The organism is Nocardioides zeae (genome assembly GCF_030818655.1).
GTDB lineage: Bacteria > Actinomycetota > Actinomycetes > Propionibacteriales > Nocardioidaceae > Nocardioides > Nocardioides zeae_A.
The window spans coordinates 1,418,671-1,434,313 of the sequence record NZ_JAUTAN010000001.1 but is presented as its reverse complement, the minus strand read 5'-3'; the positions used below and the strand labels follow the sequence as shown (position 1 = coordinate 1,434,313).

Genomic DNA, 15,643 nt, shown 5'->3' with positions numbered 1-15,643 from the left:
CCTCCCCCTCTGTCCCGACCACGGCGTGCGGTTCAGAGTCGCCTGCCCGTGCGGTCCGGGTGCCTGAGAGGTTCCGGGGAGGAATTGCCCCTTCGGCGCGCCGCGGGCGGACCCGCGGAGGCTCTCCCGCACGGGATGAGCAGCGATCGCCAACCTAGCACCCGGCGCCGCGGCGTACCGCCCCCTCGACGGCGTAGTCCCTGACGTTCTGCACCCGACACGCCGCCCCGGAGGGGCGACACGGTGCGGAACGTCAGGGACTACGGGGAGAAGAAGAACGCCCGTACGGCGCGGGGAGAGGTCAGCCGATGCGCCGGGCGCGGCGCGCGGCGAGCTCGTCGACGGCGCCCGGTCCGGAGGACGCCGCGGCGGCGTCGTCGCCGGTGCGCTCGCTCGGGAGCTCGGCGAGCGAGCCCTCGATCTCCCGCCAGACACCGCCGATGGCGATGCCGAACACGCCCTGGCCGCCCTGGAGCAGGTCGATGACCTCGTCGTTGGTCGTGCACTCGTAGACCGACGCGCCGTCGCTCATCAGCGTGACGCGCGTCAGGTCGTCGGTGCCGCGCTCGCGCAGGTGGGAGATCGCCGTGCGGATCTGCGGCAGCGAGATCCCCGCGTCGAGCAGACGCTTGATGATCTTGAGGATCAGGATGTCGCGGAAGGAGTACAGCCGCTGCGAGCCCGAGCCCTTCGCGCCGCGGATGGTCGGCTCGACCAGCCCGGTGCGGGCCCAGTAGTCCAGCTGGCGGTAGGTGATGCCCGCGGCGTTGCACGCGGTGGGACCGCGGTAGCCCTGGTCGCTCGGGAGCGGCGACACGTCGTCGGTGAACAGCAGACCCTGCTCCTCGGCGACCTCGGTCGCCTCGACGACCGCGCGATCGTCAGCAGCACCGCGCACGTGCTGCTCGTCGTTCATGCCCACTGCGACCTCTTCTCCGGTTCCTCCGCGCGTCGCAACTCCGTTGGGGGAAGGGTGTCGTGCGGAGCACAACGGTGGAGTTACAGCGAAGGGCTCCAACGTAGGCGGCACCCGTAGCCCGGTCAACGCACGACACGCCGACCAGAAGCCTCAATCTCAAGTTGAGGGTCAGACCTGGACCCCGGGTCAGTCCGACTCGAAGTCCTCGGGCGTCACGTGGTCGAGGAACTCGCGGAACTTCTCGACCTCGTCCTCCTGCTCGGCGGGGACGGCGAGACCGGCCTCGTCCAGCACCTCGTCGGCGCACACGATGCGCGAGCCGGTGCGGAGCGCCAGGGCGATGGAGTCCGACGGACGGGCGCTGACCTCGACGCCGGAGGCGAGCACGAGCAGCGCGAAGAACACGCCGTCGCGCACCTCGACGATGCGCACCTCCTCCAGGGCGTTGCCGGTCGCCTCGAGCAGGTCCTTCATCAGGTCGTGCGTCAGCGGGCGGGGCGGCGTCACCCCCTGCTGCGCGAACGCGATGGCGGTGGCCTCCACGGCCCCGATCCAGATCGGCAGGTACCGCTCCCCAGCCGCCTCGCGCAGCAGCACGATCGGACTGTTGGAGGGCATCTCCACCCGGACTCCGACGACATCGACCTCGCGCACGACGTCCACCATAGACGCACCCCCGAACCGCGGGCGGTGCGGCCGCCGCCGTCAGCGGTCGGGCAGGGCGGCCTTCACGAGCGTGGCGTGGAGGCGCACCGTGAGGGCGGCGATCTGGGCCGCCGTGTCCGCGGCGCGCGCCTCCGCCGCGGCGTCGCGGCTGCGACGCACGGGCGCCACGACCTGCTCCACCAGGCCCGCCTCGCGGTCCGCCGCGGCACGGAACGCGCGCAGGTGCCGGGGCTCGATGCCGAACGCGTCGAGCTCCCGGGCGGTGTCGGCGACGACGAGGTCCTCCGCGTCGTAGTGGCCCGACGCGTTCGCGCGCACCAGCCCGAACTGCTCGAGCACGGCGAGGAACGCGTCGTCGATCCGGGCCACCTCGACGAGCTCGCGGCGCGTGAGGCGCATGGAGGTGCGCCGGCGGAACTCCTCCGGACCGGGGAGGCCGTCGGACGCCAGCGCCACCTTCGGCACCTGCGGCTGCAGGCCCTCGATCGGCGGTGGCTCGAGGCCGCGGTCGATGGCGTCCAGGTGCTCGCCGATCACCTTGAGCGGCAGGTAGTGGTCGCGCTGCATGACCAGCACGTACCGCAACCGCTCCACGTCGTGCGCGGAGAACTTGCGGTAGCCCGCCGAGGTGCGCTCGGGCTTGATGAGCCCCTTGTCCTCGAGGAAGCGGATCTTGGGGATCGTGATCCCCGGGAAGTCCGGACGCAGCAGGTCGAGGACCTGGCCGATGGTGAGACGACCCGCCGGTGCGTCCTCGCTCCGGCGCGGGGCCGGGCCGGGTGCGGCCATGCTCAGACCGGCGAGCCCGAGAAGAAGACGAGCCGGTACTTGCCGATCTGCACCTCGTCGCCGTCCTTGAGCGTGACCTCGTCGATGCGGTCACGGTTCACGTAGGTGCCGTTGAGGCTCCCGACGTCGCTGACGGTGAACACTCCCCCGTCGCGGCGGAAGTCCGCGTGGCGACGGGAGACGGTGACGTCGTCGAGGAAGATCTCGCTGTCGGGGTGGCGACCGGCGGACACGAGGTCGGTGTCGAGCAGGAAGCGGCTGCCCGCGCCGGGCCCCCGCTGCACGACGAGCAGGGCGTGGCCCGGCGGCAGGGCGTCCACGGCGGCGGCGTCGACCGCGTTGAGCGCGCGGTCGGAGCTCTCCGTGGCCGACGACGACGGGATCGAGATCGTCGCCGTCGCGTCCGACACCGCGCTCGGCGCCGAGGTCACCATCTTGGTGCCGCACTGGGAGCAGAACCGGGCGTCGTCCGGGTTCTGCCTACCGCAGGCTGTGCAGAACGGCATGGTGAGGGCCTCCTGAGCGTCCTTCGTCGATGGCACGAACCCTCAGCACGCGGCTGAGGGTGTCGGGTGGTCAGAACCTATCAGCCACGCTGGTCCGATCAAGCCGAACGGGGCCCGGGGACGGGGCTGGTCCAGCCCTCGGTCCCCTCAGCCGGGGAGGTCGGCCTGGTACGCCGCGGCGTCGAGCAGCCCGTCCACCGCGTCCGCGTCGGCCGGCACGACCTCGAACAGCCACCCGTCGCCGTACGGGTCCGCGTTGACGACCTCGGGCGTGGCGTCGAGGGCCTCGTTGACCGCGACCACCTCGCCGGTGACGGGCGCGTAGATCTCGCTCACCGACTTGTGCGACTCCAGCTCGCCGCAGGGCGTGCCCGCCGTGACCGTCTCCCCGACCTCGGGCAGCGTGACGTAGACGATGCCGCCCAGCTCGTCCTGCGCGTAGTGGGTCACCCCGATCCGCACGGCCGGGCCGTCCCCGGTGCGGACCCACTCGTGCTCGGCGGTGTACTTCAGGTCGTCGGGGTACACGGCGCTCCTCGTGTCGATCGGCTGCGGTCGTGCCCGACCCTAGGTCATCGGTCGGACGGCGGTGGGTGACGTCAGTCGGAGCGGCGTGCGAACTGCGGCTCGGCGACGTCGGGCACCGTGGAGGCGATCTCGAGCTGGTCGACCTCGTCGACCTCGACGGTCGCCGCGCTCCCCCGCTCGAAGGTCTGCGTCGGTCCGTCGGGGAACGACATCGCCCCGTCGAGGGTGGTCGCGGTGCCGATCGCCTCGACGACGTACGGCGGGCGCAGCGGCACGCTGTCGACCACGATGCCGTCGCCGTCCTGGATCGCCCAGGACCCGGCGACGAGCCGCACCTGGTCGTTGATCTCGATGGCCTCGGCGCCCGCCGAGCGGAGCTCCTGGACCATGTCGACGATCGCCGAGGCGCGGATCGTGCCCGCGTCCTCCGCGATGGTCACGCGGATGCCCGGGCCCCCGACGGGCACGGTGCCGGCCAGCACCTCCAGGGCGCGCGCCTCGCGGCGCGCCTCCTCGATGGCGGCGCTGCGGGCCGTCGTCGAGGAGCGGAGGTCGTCGCGGATGTCCTCGAGGCGGGTGATCTCCGTCTCCGCGCGCTGGGTGGTGCCCGCGAGACCCGTCAGCAGGTCGATGAGGTCCTGCTCGCGGTAGCCCGAGTAGGTGTCGTCCTCCGCGGTGGTGCGCATCTGCACGACGCCCGCGAAGCCGACGACCGCCAGCAGCACGGCCACGACGACCTGGCTGCGCGACGGGCGCGTGAGCGCGTCCCGGAGCCGCGCCACGCCGGGCGGCGTCGCGCGCTCGCGGGTGGGCTCCGGCGTGGGCTCCGGGGTCGGCTCGGGCTCAGGCATGGAAGACGTGCCGGCGGATGGCGGCCATGTTGGAGAAGATGCGGATGCCGAGCACGACGATGACGCCGGTCGACAGCTGGCCGCCGACGCCGAGGCGGTCGCCCAGGTAGACGATGACGGCGGCGATGACGACGTTGCTCACGAACGAGACGACGAAGACCTTGTCGTCGAAGATCCCGTCGAGGTAGGCGCGCAGGCCGCCGAAGACCGCGTCGAGCGCGGCGACGACGGCGATCGGCAGGTAGGGCTGCAGCGCGAGCGGCACCTCGGGCTCGAGCACGATCCCGAGCACGATGCCGACGAGCAGGCCGAGGGCGGCGATCATGGGGTGTCCTCCGTGGAGCTGCTGGACGAGCCGGACGGCGTGGTCGGGTCGGAGAGCGTCGGGGCGTCGGCACCGACGGGAAGGGCGTTGCGGAGCACCGGGGTGCTGCCCGCGGGCAGCTCGAGCGCCTCCACGTTGTCGATCTGGAGCTGCAGGTCGAAGCTCGACACCACGGCGAAGAAGGTCTGACCGTAGACCGTGTCGGCGAAGTCCGCCTGCAGCGACCGCGTGTCGCCGATCGCCGAGACGACGTACGGCGGGGCGAGCGAGCGCTGGTTGACCGTGATCGCGGTGCCGGACGTGGTGATCGACGAGAGCGCGGTGAGCCGCAGGCCGTTGATCGCGATGGCCTCCGCGCCCACCTCCCAGAGGCCGGTGACGAGCTGGCGCAGGTCGCGGGCGACGACGACGCTGTCACCGTCGTCCCCACCGTCCTCGCCGTCGTCGACGACGAAGCGGACGCCCGGGCCGGTCACGGCGCTGTACCCCGTGGCGAGCCGGAGCGCGTCGACCTCGGACGCCACCGCGTTCTCCTGCTCGAGGGACCGGTCGTAGGCGGCCTGCAGGTCGGTGGTCTCCTGCGTGAGGTCGGCGATCCGGTCCTGCAGGTCGGCGAGCCGGGCGCGGCCCTCGTTGGCCCGCCCGACCAGCTCGGTGCGCGAGGTCTCGTCCGTCGCGGCCTGTCGCTCGGTCTGCACGGCGGCCGTGGCGACGAGCAGCCCGAACACCCCGACGACCACGGCCGCGGTGCGGCCGACACGGCGCTCCCGCGGCTCCAGGGGTCCCGCGGGGCCGCCGGACCGCGCGCGCTGCGCCGCGACGTGCGCGTAGTCGCCCTCGAGCGACTGCTGGACCACCCGCTCCAGGAGCGGCAGGGTGATCGGCGACCGGTCGCTCACCGGGGGCCGTCCACCGGGGGGCCGGAGCCCTCGGAAGTGCTCCGGGCCACCGCGTCGCGGTCGCCGCGCCTCGCGCGCGGCAGCGGCTCGGTGGTGGCGAGCAGGCGGCGTACCTGCCAGGCGTAGAGCAGACCGGCCCACCAGTACAGGCCGATGCCCCACACCGTGAAGGCCCACCCGAAGACCAGGGCGAGCGTCGCCACGACCCCCTCGCCCTCGCCGAGCAGGAGCAGGGGGAAGGCGTAGAGCAGGTTGAACGTGGCGGCCTTGCCGAGGAAGTGCACCGGCAGGGCGCTGTAGCCGCGGGTGCGGAGGAAGGGCACGAGGCCCCACAGCAGGGCGTCGCGCAACGGCAGGATCACGACCACCCACCAGGGGATGACCTCGCGGAGGCCGAGGCCGATGATCACCGCCAGGATGTAGAGCCGGTCGGCGACGGGGTCGAGGATCTCGCCGATCGACGACCGCTGGTCGAGGCGACGGGCCAGGTAGCCGTCGAGGAAGTCGGTGACGCCCGAGACGACGAGCACGAGGAGGGCGAGCTCGTCCTCCTCCGGCCCGAGGACCAGCCACAGGAAGAGCGGCACGCCGAGCAGGCGGAGACCCGACAGGACGTTGGGGATCGTCCACACCCTCGCGTCGCGGGTCACCTCGTCTGCCACGGACGGCACCTTAGCCACCCGCCCGGCTCAGCCGACGGCCGGCTCGTCGGCGTGGGCGGCGTCGCGGATCTCGCCCACCAGCTCCTCCAGCACGTCCTCGAGGGTGGCCAGGCCGAGCACCCGGCCCTCGTCGTCGACGACGCGCGACATGTGGGCACCCTTGCGCTGCAGCACCTCGAGTGCGTCGTGGAGCAGGTCGGTGGCCCGCACCCCGGCGAGCGGGCGGATCCACTTGTCGTCGACGACGCGGCCGCGCCGCTCCTCGTCCGTCTCCAGCACGTCCTTGATGTGGAGGTAGCCCACGAGGTCGTCGCCGTCGCGCACGGGGAAGCGGCTGAAGCCGGTGGAGGCGCACAGGTCCTCGACGTCGGCCACCGTGGCCCCGCGCGGCACCGTGGCGAGGGAGCCCAGCGGCATGATGACCGCGTCGACGCGCTTCTCGGTGAAGCCGAGGGCGCCGGCGAGACGGTCGTACTCCCCCGCCTCGATGAGGCCCTCGCCGCGTGACTCCTCCACGAGCGCCGCGACCTCCTCGCGCGTGAACGTGGAGGACACCTCGTCCTTCGGCTCGACGCGGAGCAGGCGCAGCGTGGTGTTGGCGACCGCGTTCAGCGCGATGATGACCGGCTTGAGCACGAAGACCACGACCATGAGGGGCGGTCCGAGCACGACGGCCGCGCGCTCGGGCGACGCCAGGGCGATGTTCTTCGGGATCATCTCGCCGAGCACCACGTGCAGGTAGACCACGACCGTGAGCGCGATGGCGAAGGAGATCGGGTAGACGAGGCCCTCCGGCACCCCGACCGCTGCGAAGACGGGCTCGAGCAGGTGGGCCACGGCGGGCTCGCCCACCGCGCCGAGGCCCACGGAGCAGATGGTGATGCCGAGCTGTGCGCCCGCCATCATCACCGAGACCTGCTCCATGGCGCGGAGCGTCACCTTCGCCCAGCGCGAGCCGCCCTGCGCGATGGGCTCGATCTGGCTGCGGCGGGCCGCGACCAGCGCGAACTCCGCGCCCACGAAGAAGAAGTTGAGGGCCAGCAGCAGCACGGCCACCCCGACCGCGACGTAGTCGTTCACCGCTGCTCCTTCCGGAAGGTGCGCGTGTCCGCGACGCCGCGGACCTCGCGCTCCTGCTCGGTCGCGGGCTCGTCGTCGAGCAGCCGCAGGCTGACCCGGTCGACGCGCAGACCGTCCATGTGCTCGACCGTCAGCACGGCCAGCCGCTCCCGCGGCGGCTCGTCGTCCTCGCCCGTGGGGCCCGGGACCGGGACCTCCGCGACGTCGCCGGTCACGGGGATGCGGCCGACCTCGCGCACGACGAGGCCGGCGACCGTGTCGTAGTCCTCGTGCTCGGGGAGCTCGATGCCGGTGACGTCCTCCACCTCGTCGGGGCGCAGCAGGCCGGACAGCGACCAGGTGCCGTCGCGCCGCTGCCGGGCGCGGGCGCCGAGCCGGTCGTGCTCGTCGGCGATGTCGCCCACGATCTCCTCGACGACGTCCTCGAGCGTGACGATGCCGGCCTGCCCGCCGTACTCGTCGACGACGACCGCCATCTGGAACCCGTCGCGCCGCAGCAGGGCCAGCAGGGGGTCGAGCGGCAGGGTCTCCGGCACGAAGCGTGCGGGCGCCATGATGCTGCGGATCCGGGTCGTGGACCGCTCGTGCACCGGCACGCCCACCGCGTGCTTGACGTGCACGGCGCCGACCACGTTCTCCTCGGCGTCGAGGACGGGGAAGCGCGAGTGGCCCGTCGAGCGCGCCAGCGCGATGACGGCGCTGGCCCGCTCGGTCTGCTCCAGGCTGTCGGTGCGCACCCGCGGGGTCATGATCTCGCCCGCGGTGCGCTCGCCGAACTCGACCGAGCGACCCATCAGCTCGGCGGTGTCGGGGTCGAGGGTGCCCTGGTCCGCCGAGCGGGCGATGAGCGAGGCCAGCTCGCGGGAGGAGCGCGCCGAGCGGAGCTCCTCCTGCGGCTCGAGACCGAGGCGCCGCACCGCCGAGTTGGCGGAGCCGTTGAGCACGCGGATGGGGCCGGCCATGACGGCGGTGAACGCACGCATGAACCCCTGGGTGGCCTTGGCGGTGCGCAGCGGCAGCGCGATCGCCAGGTTCTTGGGCACGAGCTCGCCGAACACCATGGTGAGGGCGGTGCCGATCACCAGGCCCAGCGTCACCGAGACCGGGGTGACCGCGCCGTCGGGCACCCCCGCGGCTCCGAGCGGCCCTCGCAGGAGCGCGGCGATCGCCGGCTCGGCGAGGAAGCCGACGGCCAGGTTCGTGACCGTGATGCCCACCTGGGCCCCGGACAGCTGCGTGGAGAGCTGTCGCAGCGCGCGCTGCACCCCCGCGGCGCCGACCTCCTCGTCGGCGACGGCGCGCTCGACCTGGCCGCGGTCGACCGTGACGAAGGAGAACTCGGCCGCCACGAAGAGCCCGCAGGCCACCACGAGCAGCAACGACACGGCCAGCAGGATCCACTCGGTCACCGCTGTCGCCCCCCGACGTGGTCGAGGTCAGGGGGCGTCGGACTTTGCGCTGCGTCCATCGGTGGGGTCGAACCGTCCTTCGAGATCGCGGTGGGGCAGGGAGAGGGACCGGGTGCCGGGCCGCCCGGGCGAGGGGCGATGGTTGGTCAGGGCAACAAGGTACCGGAGGCCCCCGTCGAACCTTGCCCCTGCGCCGCCGCCCGCCGGCGAGCCCGACAGGACTTCCCTCGGTTTTCCCCTCAAGGCGGCCGCCCGTCGGCCGATGACGTCCGCACGGAGCGAACCACTCGGGTCCCGCTCGCAGGCCGCCTGGAGGCATCGTGTCCCCCGCCCCCACCGTCCTCGCGTCCTTCACCCCGACCCGGTACGGCGCGGGCGCGCCCCTCGACGCCGAGCAGCGCCATTTCGTGAGCCGCTGGTCCTACGGCTACACCCCCGCGCTGGCCCGCGACGTGCTCACGGCCGGGGGCACGGCCGCCTGGTTCCGCCAGCAGCTGCAGCCGTCCGCCATCCCGGACACGGCGGCCGACGCCACGTGGGGATGGTGGCCGTCGCTGGCCCGCGGCGCCGCCGACCTGTGGAAGCGCCAGGTCGACGACGTGGAGGGCGGCTGGGAGGTGATGGCCTACTACGGCAGCTGGCTGATGCTGCGCCGCATCACCAGCAAGCGCCAGGTGCTCGAGCTCATGACCGAGTTCTGGGAGGGCCACTTCCACGTGCCCGTCAACGGCGACTCCCACTTCGTCTACCGCGTGCCCTACGGCCAGGTGGTCCGCCAGCACGCCCTCGGGACGTTCGCGGACCTGCTCAAGGCCACGATCACGCACCCGGCCATGGGGCTGTTCCTCGACAACGCCGTCTCCACCAAGAGCAAGCCGAACGAGAACCTCGGCCGCGAGCTCCTCGAGCTCCACACCGTGGGACGCGGCGAGTACACGGAGGCGGACGTCAAGGAGTCGGCCCGCATCCTCACCGGTTACCGCGTCGACGTGTGGCGCACGTGGGACGCGTCGTACCGGCCCGCGGACCACTCCACGGGCCCCGTGCGCGTCATGGGGTTCTCCCACGCCAACAGCGACCCCGACGGCCGGGCGGTCACCGCGGGGTACCTCGACTACCTGGCGCGCCACCCGGCCACCGCGCGCCGCATCTGCCGCAAGCTCGCGACCCGCTTCGTGCAGGACGAGCCCTCGACCGCCCTCGTCGAGCACCTCGCGCAGGTCTACCTGGCGAGCGGCACGAGCATCCCCGCCGTGCTGCGGGCGCTCGTCGTGCGTCCCGAGTTCCGGGCCGCCCGCGGCACGAAGATGCGCGACCCCGGCGCGGACGTCGTCGCGACGTACCGCTCCCTGGGCGCGACGTTCGCCACGCCGACCAGCACGGACGCCGCGGCGACGCAGATCCTGTGGATCGCCTCCAACCTGGGACAGCGCCCCTTCGAGTGGGGCCGTCCCGACGGCCCCCCGCTGGTCAACAGCGCCTGGAGCTCGACGTCGCGCGCGCTGGCGTCGTTCTCCTTCCACTGGAGCGCCGCCGGCCGCTGGTGGCCGGTCAAGGACATCGCCTACCAGTCCCCCGCGCAGTGGCTGCCCCAGGCGAGCCTGACCTTCGCGCAGCTCGTCGACCACCTCTGCGTGCGGATGCTCGGCGTGCCCTCGACGGCGGCGCTCCTGCAGGCGTGCTGCGAGGTCACGAACTACACCCCCACGACCCGCATCACGGCGGACCACGCGCTCGTGAAGTGGGAGTTCCACCGCCTCCTCAGCACGCTGCTCGACTCCCCGCAGCACCTCGCACGATGACCCCGCCGCCCCTCGGAGCCCCCATGACCTCGACGTCCTCCCCCTCGTCGACCCCCGGCGACTGCTGCGCCGAGTTCGCCCGCCTCTCCCCCCGGGGTCCGAGCCCGACCCGGCGGGGGCTGCTGCGCGGCGGCCTCGGCGTGGGTGCCCTCGCGACCTTCAGCGCGACCTTCGGCGACGCGGTCGTCAGCGCCGCGCCGGCGCTGGGGTCGAGCACGGCGGCGCCCAACGGCAACGCGCTGGTCGTGCTCTCGCTGCGCGGTGCGGCGGACGGCCTGTCGCTCGTGGTCCCCCACGCCGACCCCGTCTACTACCAGGCCCGCCCGGGCATCGCCGTCGCCGCGTCGACCTTGCTGGCGAAGGACGGGATGTTCGGTCTGCACCCCGAGTTCGCGCCGCTGCTGCCGCTGTGGAGCGCGGGGAAGGTCGCCGCGGTCCACGCGACCGGCCTGCCCGCCCCCAACCGCTCCCACTTCTCGGCGATGGAGGAGGTCGAGGACGCGGCACCGGGCAGCACCGTCCGGGAGGGCTGGCTCAACCGGCTGCTCGGGCGCGACGAGGTGGTCGGGGCCGACGGTCCGCTGCACGGCGTCGCCGTGGGCGACGGCGTCGTCCCGACGTCGCTGTACGGCGCGGAGCCGGTGCTCGCCATGCGCGACCCCGGGTCGGTCCAGCTGGCGGGTGCCGACCAGTGGGACACCTTCGGCGGGCGACGCCGGTCGATCCAGACCCTCTGGGGAGGGTCGTCCGCTCCGCTCGGGCCGAGCGTGCGCGACGCCCTCGCCGCCATCGACGACTTCGCGCCGGTGCGGACCGGCGCGTCGGCCCCCGCGAACGGTGCCGTCTACACGACATCGAGCCTGGGCAAGGCGCTCTCCTACGCCACCCGGATCGTCCGCGGGCAGATCGGCACCAGCGTCATCACCGTCGACCAGGGCGAGTGGGACATGCACAGCGACCTCGGCACCCTGTCCTGGGGCGCGATGCGGGGCAACGTGAAGGACCTCGCCACCAACCTCGCGGCCTTCTTCACGGACCTCGGCAGCCTCGGCGACAAGGTCACCCTCGTCGCGCTCAGCGAGTTCGGTCGTCGGGTGCGCGAGAACGCCAACTACGGGCTCGACCACGGCTACGGCAACGTCATGTTCCTCGCCGGCGCGGGCGTCAAGGGCGGGCGCTACTACGGCACGTGGCCCGGGCTCACCAACACGGCCGACGCCGACCTCCTGGTCACCACCGACTACCGCAGCGTGCTCGCCGAGGTGGTCTCGAAGCGCTTCGGGGCCAGCACCGCGGAGGTCTTCCCGGGCTTCTCGCCGACGCGCATCGGGGTGCTCTGAGGGCGGCTCCCGCGGCGTACGGCCCCGACGGTCAGCGGCGCGACGCGACGTAGCAGGCGACCGCGCTGGCCGCGGCCACGTTGAGCGAGTCGATGCCGCGGTGCATCGGGATGATCGCCCGGCGGTCGGCGGTGGCCTGCCAGCGGGGCGAGATGCCGTGGCCCTCCGAGCCCAGCACGAGGGCGATCTTGTCGACGCCGCGCACGGCGTCCTCGAGGTCGACGGCGTCGTCGGCCAGGGTCAGCGCGACGGTGGTGAACCCGTACGACGCGAGCCGCGGCAGCGCGTCGTACCAGTCCGGCAGGCGGGTCCACGGGAGCGAGAAGACGGCGCCCATCGCGACCTTGACGGCCCGCCGGTAGAGCGGGTCGGCGCAGCGCGGGGCGAGGAGCACCGCGTCGAAGCCGAGGGCCGCGCCGCTGCGGAGCACCGCGCCGACGTTGGTGTGGTCGACGATCTCCTCCAGCACGAGCACCGACCGCGCGCCGGCCAGCACCTCGTCGAGGGACGGCAGCGGCCGCCGCTCCAGCGACGCCAGCGCGCCGCGGTGCACGTGGAAGCCCGTCACCTCCTCGGCCAGCCGCTCCGAGAGCACGAAGCACGGCGCGTCGGTGGTGGCGAGCACGTCGGCGAGGCCGTCCAGCCAGCGGGGCGCCATGAGGAAGGAGCGCGGCGTGTAGCCGGCCTCGACCGCACGTCGCACGACCTTCTCCCCCTCGGCGAGGAAGAGCCCGTGCTCGGCCTCGACGTGCTTGCGGAGGGTGACGTCCCGCAGGTCGCGGTAGTCCGCGAGCCGGGGGTCGTCGGCCTCCTCGACCTCGACGAAGGTCGCCATCAGTGCGTCACGCGCGCACGCCGTAGTGGCCCGGGTTGGCGACCGCCACGACCTCGCCGACCACGATGATCGCCGGCGGGCGGACGCCCGACGTGGCGATGTCGTCCGCGAGCGTGGCCAGGGTGCTGAGCACGGTGCGCTGCTCGGGCATGGTGCCCTCGGCGACGACCGCGACGGGGGTGTCCGCCGGGCGACCGCCCTCGACGAGCGCCGCCGCGATCGCGCCGGCGTTGGCCACGGCCATGAGCAGCACGAGGGTGCCGCGGAGCCGGGCGAGCGCGTCCCAGGCCACGAGCGAGTCGGGGTGGCCGGGCGGGATGTGCCCCGAGATGACGGTGAACTCGTGGGCGACGCCGCGGTGGGTGACGGGGATGCCCGCCACGCCGGGCACCGAGATCGACGACGACAGCCCCGGGATGATCGTGACCGGGACGCCGGCCGCCTCACAGGCCTGGATCTCCTCGTAGCCGCGCCCGAAGACGAAGTTGTCGCCCCCCTTGAACCGCACGACGCGCTTGCCCTCGCGGGCCCGCGCGACGATGACGTCGTTGATGGCCTCCTGGCTGGCGGCCCGGCCGCGGGGCAGCTTGGCGACGTCGACCAGCTCGACGTGGGGCGCCAGCTCGTCGAGCAGCTCGCGCGGCGCGAGGCGGTCGGCGACCACCACGTCGGCCGTGGCGAGCGCCTGGCGGGGCGGCGACGGTGACGAGACCGGGGTCGCCGGGGCCGCCGCCGACCAGCACGACGCCCGGGCTGTGGACGGTCGAGCCGGTGCTGATCCGGCCGTCGACGAGCGCGCCGACGATCGCGTCCCGCAGGGCTGCGGAGCGGCGGGGCTCGCGGTTGCCGAGCACGGCGACGGTGACGCCGCCGTGGCGACCGGTGGCCGGCGTCCACGCCGAGGCCTCGCGGGCGTCGTCGGCGCGCACGCAGAAGATCCGGCGCTCGTCGGCGGCCTGCACGACGGCGTGGTTGACGCTGGCGTCGTCGGTGGTGGCGAGCGCGTACCAGGCCCCGTCCAGGTCCGCCGGCTCGAACCGGCCCTCGCGCCAGGTGATCTCCGCGAGCATGCCCTCGAGCGCCGGCGTCAGGACCGGCGAGACGACGAGCACGTCGGCGCCGGCGGCGATCAGCCCCGCCACGCGGCGCTGGGCCACGTGCCCCCCGCCCACCACCACGACGCGCCGGCCCGTGAGGCGCAGGCCGACGGGGTACGGCGGGTGCTCGGCCAGCTCGTCCAACCGGTCGGCGTCGGGGTTGGCCGCGCTGCGGGCGTGGGTGGGGCGGTCGGGCTCGGTGGTCATCAGACCTCCTTGCGGGCGACGCCCGCGGAGTCGAAGGTGGCCATCTCGGCGAGCACGAGCGCCGCGCTCCGCACCAGGGGGAAGGCCAGGGCCGCGCCGCTGCCCTCCCCGAGACGCAGGTCGAGGTCGACGAGGGGACGCAGACCCAGGTGCGACAGGGCCGCGAGGTGGCCGAACTCCGCCGAGCGGTGGCCGGCCAGCAGGTAGCCCGTCACCTCGGGGGCCAGCGCGTGGGCGACGAGCGCGGCCGACCCGGCGATGAAGCCGTCGAGCAGTACCGGCACGCCGGCCGCGGCGCCACCGAGCACGAACCCGGCCAGTGCCGCGTGCTCGAGGCCCCCGACCGCCGCGAGCGTGGCGACCGGGTCGGCGGCGGGGTCGGTCACGGGGGCACCCAGCCGGCGCACCGCTTCCGCCACCACGCGGGTCTTCAGCGCCAGCGTGGCGTCGTCCACGCCGGTGCCGCGCCCCGTGACCGCTGCCGGGTCCGCACCCGTGAAGGCAGCGACCAGGCAGGCCGCCGGCGTGGTGTTGCCGATGCCCATGTCGCCGGTGAGCAGGAGGTCGTGGCCCCGCGCGACGAGCTCCGTCGCGACGTCGATGCCGACCTGGAGCGCGGCCAGCGCCTCGTCACGGGTCATCGCGGCCTCGGTGTGGAGGTCGGCCGTGCCGCGCCGTACGTTGCGGTCCCAGACGATCTCGTCCGCGGCGACGGGCGCGGCCACCCCGACGTCGACCACGACGACGTCCGCGCCGCAGGCGCGCGCGAGCACGTTGACGGCCGCGCCGCCGGCCCGGAAGTTCTCCACCATGCCGAGCGTGACCTCGGCGGGCCACGGCGAGACGCCCTGCGCCAGCACCCCGTGGTCGCCCGCGAACACCGCGACGACCGGGCGCTCCGGCGCCGGCGGCGGGCACGTGCCCGCGATCCCGGCCAGCTGCACCGAGACGTCCTCGAGCACGCCGAGCGCACCGGCGGGCTTCGTCAGCTGGGCCTGCCGCTCGAGGGCCGCCGCACGGGCGGCGGGGTCGGGCGGGGCGATGCGGGCGAGCGTCTCGTCGAGGGTCGGCACGCGGGCATTCTCCCCTGCCCGCGCTTCCGCCGACCTCCTAGGGTCGAGGCATGAGCCTCGATCGCCCGGTGAGCCCGGACCCCTACACGCTGCTGCCCGCCGTCCCGTCCTTCACGGTGACGAGCACCGACGTCACCGACGGTGCGCCGCTGGAGGACGACCAGGTCGCCGCCCACGGCAACACCTCGCCCCAGCTGAGCTGGAGCGGGGCGCCGGAGGGCACGAAGTCCTACGTCGTCACGTGCTTCGACCCCGACGCCCCCACGCCGAGCGGGTTCTGGCACTGGGTGCTCGTGGACCTGCCCGCCTCGGTGACGTCCCTCGACACGGGGGCCGCCGCCGGCGACCTGCCCGAGGGCGCGTTCCACGTCCGCAACGACGGTGGCGAGCACGGGTTCATGGGTGCCGCCCCGCCCGAGGGCGACCAGGTGCACCGCTACTTCTTCGTCGTGCACGCCGTGGGCGAGGAGAAGCTGGGCGTGGACGAGTCCGCCAGCCCGGCGGTCGTGTCGTTCAACCTCGCGTTCAAGACCCTCGGCCGGGCCATCGTCACGGGGACCTACCAGCACTGACGGGGGTCGGCCTGGCGTCACTTTCCCCGGTCGACCGGGGAACACGCCGCTTTGACCATCAACATTGATGGTCAAAGCGGCGT

17 protein-coding genes, 1 pseudogene and 1 riboswitch are annotated in these 15,643 nt (G+C 73.7%); of the genes and pseudogenes, 3 read left to right on the top strand and 15 right to left on the bottom strand.

The annotated features are described in order from the left end of the window. Positions 1 to 41: 41 nt before the first annotated feature. A riboswitch (glycine riboswitch) is annotated at positions 42 to 139 on the bottom strand. 162 nt (positions 140 to 301) lie between these two features. The 11 genes from QE405_RS06860 to QE405_RS06810 form a co-directional block, all read right to left on the bottom strand. Beyond that, a complete protein-coding gene (locus tag QE405_RS06860) occupies positions 302 to 916 on the bottom strand; it encodes a MerR family transcriptional regulator (RefSeq protein WP_307199453.1) in 615 nt (204 codons plus the stop codon). Positions 917 to 1,105: 189 nt separating this feature from the next. Continuing rightward, complete coding sequence (locus QE405_RS06855) at positions 1,106 to 1,573, bottom strand: bifunctional nuclease family protein (RefSeq protein WP_307199452.1); 468 nt, start codon at positions 1,571 to 1,573, stop codon at positions 1,106 to 1,108. 51 nt (positions 1,574 to 1,624) lie between these two features. Next, the gene (ftsR, locus tag QE405_RS06850) at positions 1,625 to 2,374 is read right to left on the bottom strand and encodes a transcriptional regulator FtsR (protein WP_307199451.1); all 750 of its coding nucleotides are present in this window, start codon (positions 2,372 to 2,374) and stop codon (positions 1,625 to 1,627) included. A 2-nt stretch (positions 2,375 to 2,376) separates the two neighbouring features. Next, on the bottom strand, positions 2,377 to 2,880 hold the full coding sequence (locus QE405_RS06845) for an FHA domain-containing protein (RefSeq protein ID WP_163771928.1): 504 nt from the start codon (positions 2,878 to 2,880) through the stop codon (positions 2,377 to 2,379). 147 nt (positions 2,881 to 3,027) lie between these two features. Next, complete coding sequence (gcvH, locus tag QE405_RS06840) at positions 3,028 to 3,408, bottom strand: glycine cleavage system protein GcvH (RefSeq protein WP_307199450.1); 381 nt, start codon at positions 3,406 to 3,408, stop codon at positions 3,028 to 3,030. 71 nt (positions 3,409 to 3,479) lie between these two features. Further along, positions 3,480 to 4,259 (bottom strand): DUF881 domain-containing protein, encoded by a 780-nt coding sequence (locus QE405_RS06835; RefSeq protein ID WP_307199449.1) that lies wholly within the window; start codon positions 4,257 to 4,259, stop codon positions 3,480 to 3,482. Continuing rightward, positions 4,252 to 4,584: a small basic family protein gene (locus QE405_RS06830; protein WP_163771925.1), complete on the bottom strand. Its 333-nt coding sequence runs from the start codon at positions 4,582 to 4,584 to the stop codon at positions 4,252 to 4,254. Before QE405_RS06830 ends, QE405_RS06835 begins: the two co-directional genes overlap by 8 nt. Further along, positions 4,581 to 5,483 carry a DUF881 domain-containing protein gene (locus QE405_RS06825; RefSeq protein ID WP_307199448.1) on the bottom strand — a complete coding sequence of 301 codons (903 nt, stop codon included), beginning with the start codon at positions 5,481 to 5,483 and terminating at the stop codon, positions 4,581 to 4,583. Before QE405_RS06825 ends, QE405_RS06830 begins: the two co-directional genes overlap by 4 nt. After that, entirely contained in the window at positions 5,480 to 6,145 is a 666-nt protein-coding gene (locus QE405_RS06820) for a CDP-alcohol phosphatidyltransferase family protein (protein ID WP_307199447.1), read from the bottom strand. Before QE405_RS06820 ends, QE405_RS06825 begins: the two co-directional genes overlap by 4 nt. A gap of 27 nt (positions 6,146 to 6,172) precedes the next feature. After that, positions 6,173 to 7,225 (bottom strand): hemolysin family protein, encoded by a 1,053-nt coding sequence (locus tag QE405_RS06815; RefSeq protein ID WP_307199446.1) that lies wholly within the window; start codon positions 7,223 to 7,225, stop codon positions 6,173 to 6,175. Then, entirely contained in the window at positions 7,222 to 8,634 is a 1,413-nt protein-coding gene (locus QE405_RS06810) for a hemolysin family protein (protein ID WP_307199445.1), read from the bottom strand. The genes QE405_RS06815 and QE405_RS06810 overlap by 4 nt, the downstream gene beginning before the upstream one ends. Positions 8,635 to 8,954: 320 nt before the next feature. Between QE405_RS06810 and QE405_RS06805 the strand changes: the two genes are divergently transcribed. Continuing rightward, complete coding sequence (locus QE405_RS06805; RefSeq protein WP_307199444.1) at positions 8,955 to 10,436, top strand: DUF1800 domain-containing protein; 1,482 nt, start codon at positions 8,955 to 8,957, stop codon at positions 10,434 to 10,436. Positions 10,437 to 10,459: 23 nt separating this feature from the next. Beyond that, positions 10,460 to 11,776: a DUF1501 domain-containing protein gene (locus QE405_RS06800; RefSeq protein ID WP_307199443.1), complete on the top strand. Its 1,317-nt coding sequence runs from the start codon at positions 10,460 to 10,462 to the stop codon at positions 11,774 to 11,776. 31 nt (positions 11,777 to 11,807) lie between these two features. Here the strand turns inward: QE405_RS06800 and QE405_RS06795 are convergent, their stop codons facing one another. The 4 genes and pseudogenes from QE405_RS06795 to cobT form a co-directional block, all read right to left on the bottom strand. Beyond that, positions 11,808 to 12,611, bottom strand: coding sequence for a TrmH family RNA methyltransferase (locus QE405_RS06795; RefSeq protein WP_307199442.1), 804 nt, complete (start codon positions 12,609 to 12,611; stop codon positions 11,808 to 11,810). Between the two features lie 7 nt (positions 12,612 to 12,618). Then, positions 12,619 to 13,275: a uroporphyrinogen-III C-methyltransferase gene (gene cobA / locus QE405_RS06790; RefSeq protein WP_307199441.1), complete on the bottom strand. Its 657-nt coding sequence runs from the start codon at positions 13,273 to 13,275 to the stop codon at positions 12,619 to 12,621. A gap of 247 nt (positions 13,276 to 13,522) precedes the next feature. Continuing rightward, positions 13,523 to 13,915: pseudogene (locus QE405_RS06785) on the bottom strand (precorrin-2 dehydrogenase/sirohydrochlorin ferrochelatase family protein); the annotation flags it as partial. Further along, positions 13,915 to 14,988 carry a nicotinate-nucleotide--dimethylbenzimidazole phosphoribosyltransferase gene (cobT, locus tag QE405_RS06780; RefSeq protein ID WP_307199440.1) on the bottom strand — a complete coding sequence of 358 codons (1,074 nt, stop codon included), beginning with the start codon at positions 14,986 to 14,988 and terminating at the stop codon, positions 13,915 to 13,917. The pseudogene QE405_RS06785 and the gene cobT, both read right to left, overlap by 1 nt. A 50-nt stretch (positions 14,989 to 15,038) precedes the next feature. Here cobT and QE405_RS06775 point away from each other — a divergent pair, with 50 nt between their 5' ends. After that, positions 15,039 to 15,560 (top strand): YbhB/YbcL family Raf kinase inhibitor-like protein, encoded by a 522-nt coding sequence (locus QE405_RS06775; protein WP_307199439.1) that lies wholly within the window; start codon positions 15,039 to 15,041, stop codon positions 15,558 to 15,560. Positions 15,561 to 15,643: the final 83 nt, after the last annotated feature.

What these genes read in the sequence shown, in the direction of transcription:
- QE405_RS06860 (WP_307199453.1), bottom strand. Translation starts at nt 916, where the DNA reads ATGAACGACGAGCAGCACGTGCGCGGTGCTGCTGACGATCGCGCGGTC.
- ftsR (WP_307199451.1), bottom strand. Translation starts at nt 2,374, where the DNA reads ATGGCCGCACCCGGCCCGGCCCCGCGCCGGAGCGAGGACGCACCGGCG.
- QE405_RS06845 (WP_163771928.1), bottom strand. Translation starts at nt 2,880, where the DNA reads ATGCCGTTCTGCACAGCCTGCGGTAGGCAGAACCCGGACGACGCCCGG.
- QE405_RS06835 (WP_307199449.1), bottom strand. Translation starts at nt 4,259, where the DNA reads ATGCCTGAGCCCGAGCCGACCCCGGAGCCCACGCCGGAGCCCACCCGC.
- QE405_RS06830 (WP_163771925.1), bottom strand. Translation starts at nt 4,584, where the DNA reads ATGATCGCCGCCCTCGGCCTGCTCGTCGGCATCGTGCTCGGGATCGTG.
- QE405_RS06800 (WP_307199443.1), top strand. Translation starts at nt 10,460, where the DNA reads ATGACCTCGACGTCCTCCCCCTCGTCGACCCCCGGCGACTGCTGCGCC.
- QE405_RS06795 (WP_307199442.1), bottom strand. Translation starts at nt 12,611, where the DNA reads ATGGCGACCTTCGTCGAGGTCGAGGAGGCCGACGACCCCCGGCTCGCG.
- QE405_RS06775 (WP_307199439.1), top strand. Translation starts at nt 15,039, where the DNA reads ATGAGCCTCGATCGCCCGGTGAGCCCGGACCCCTACACGCTGCTGCCC.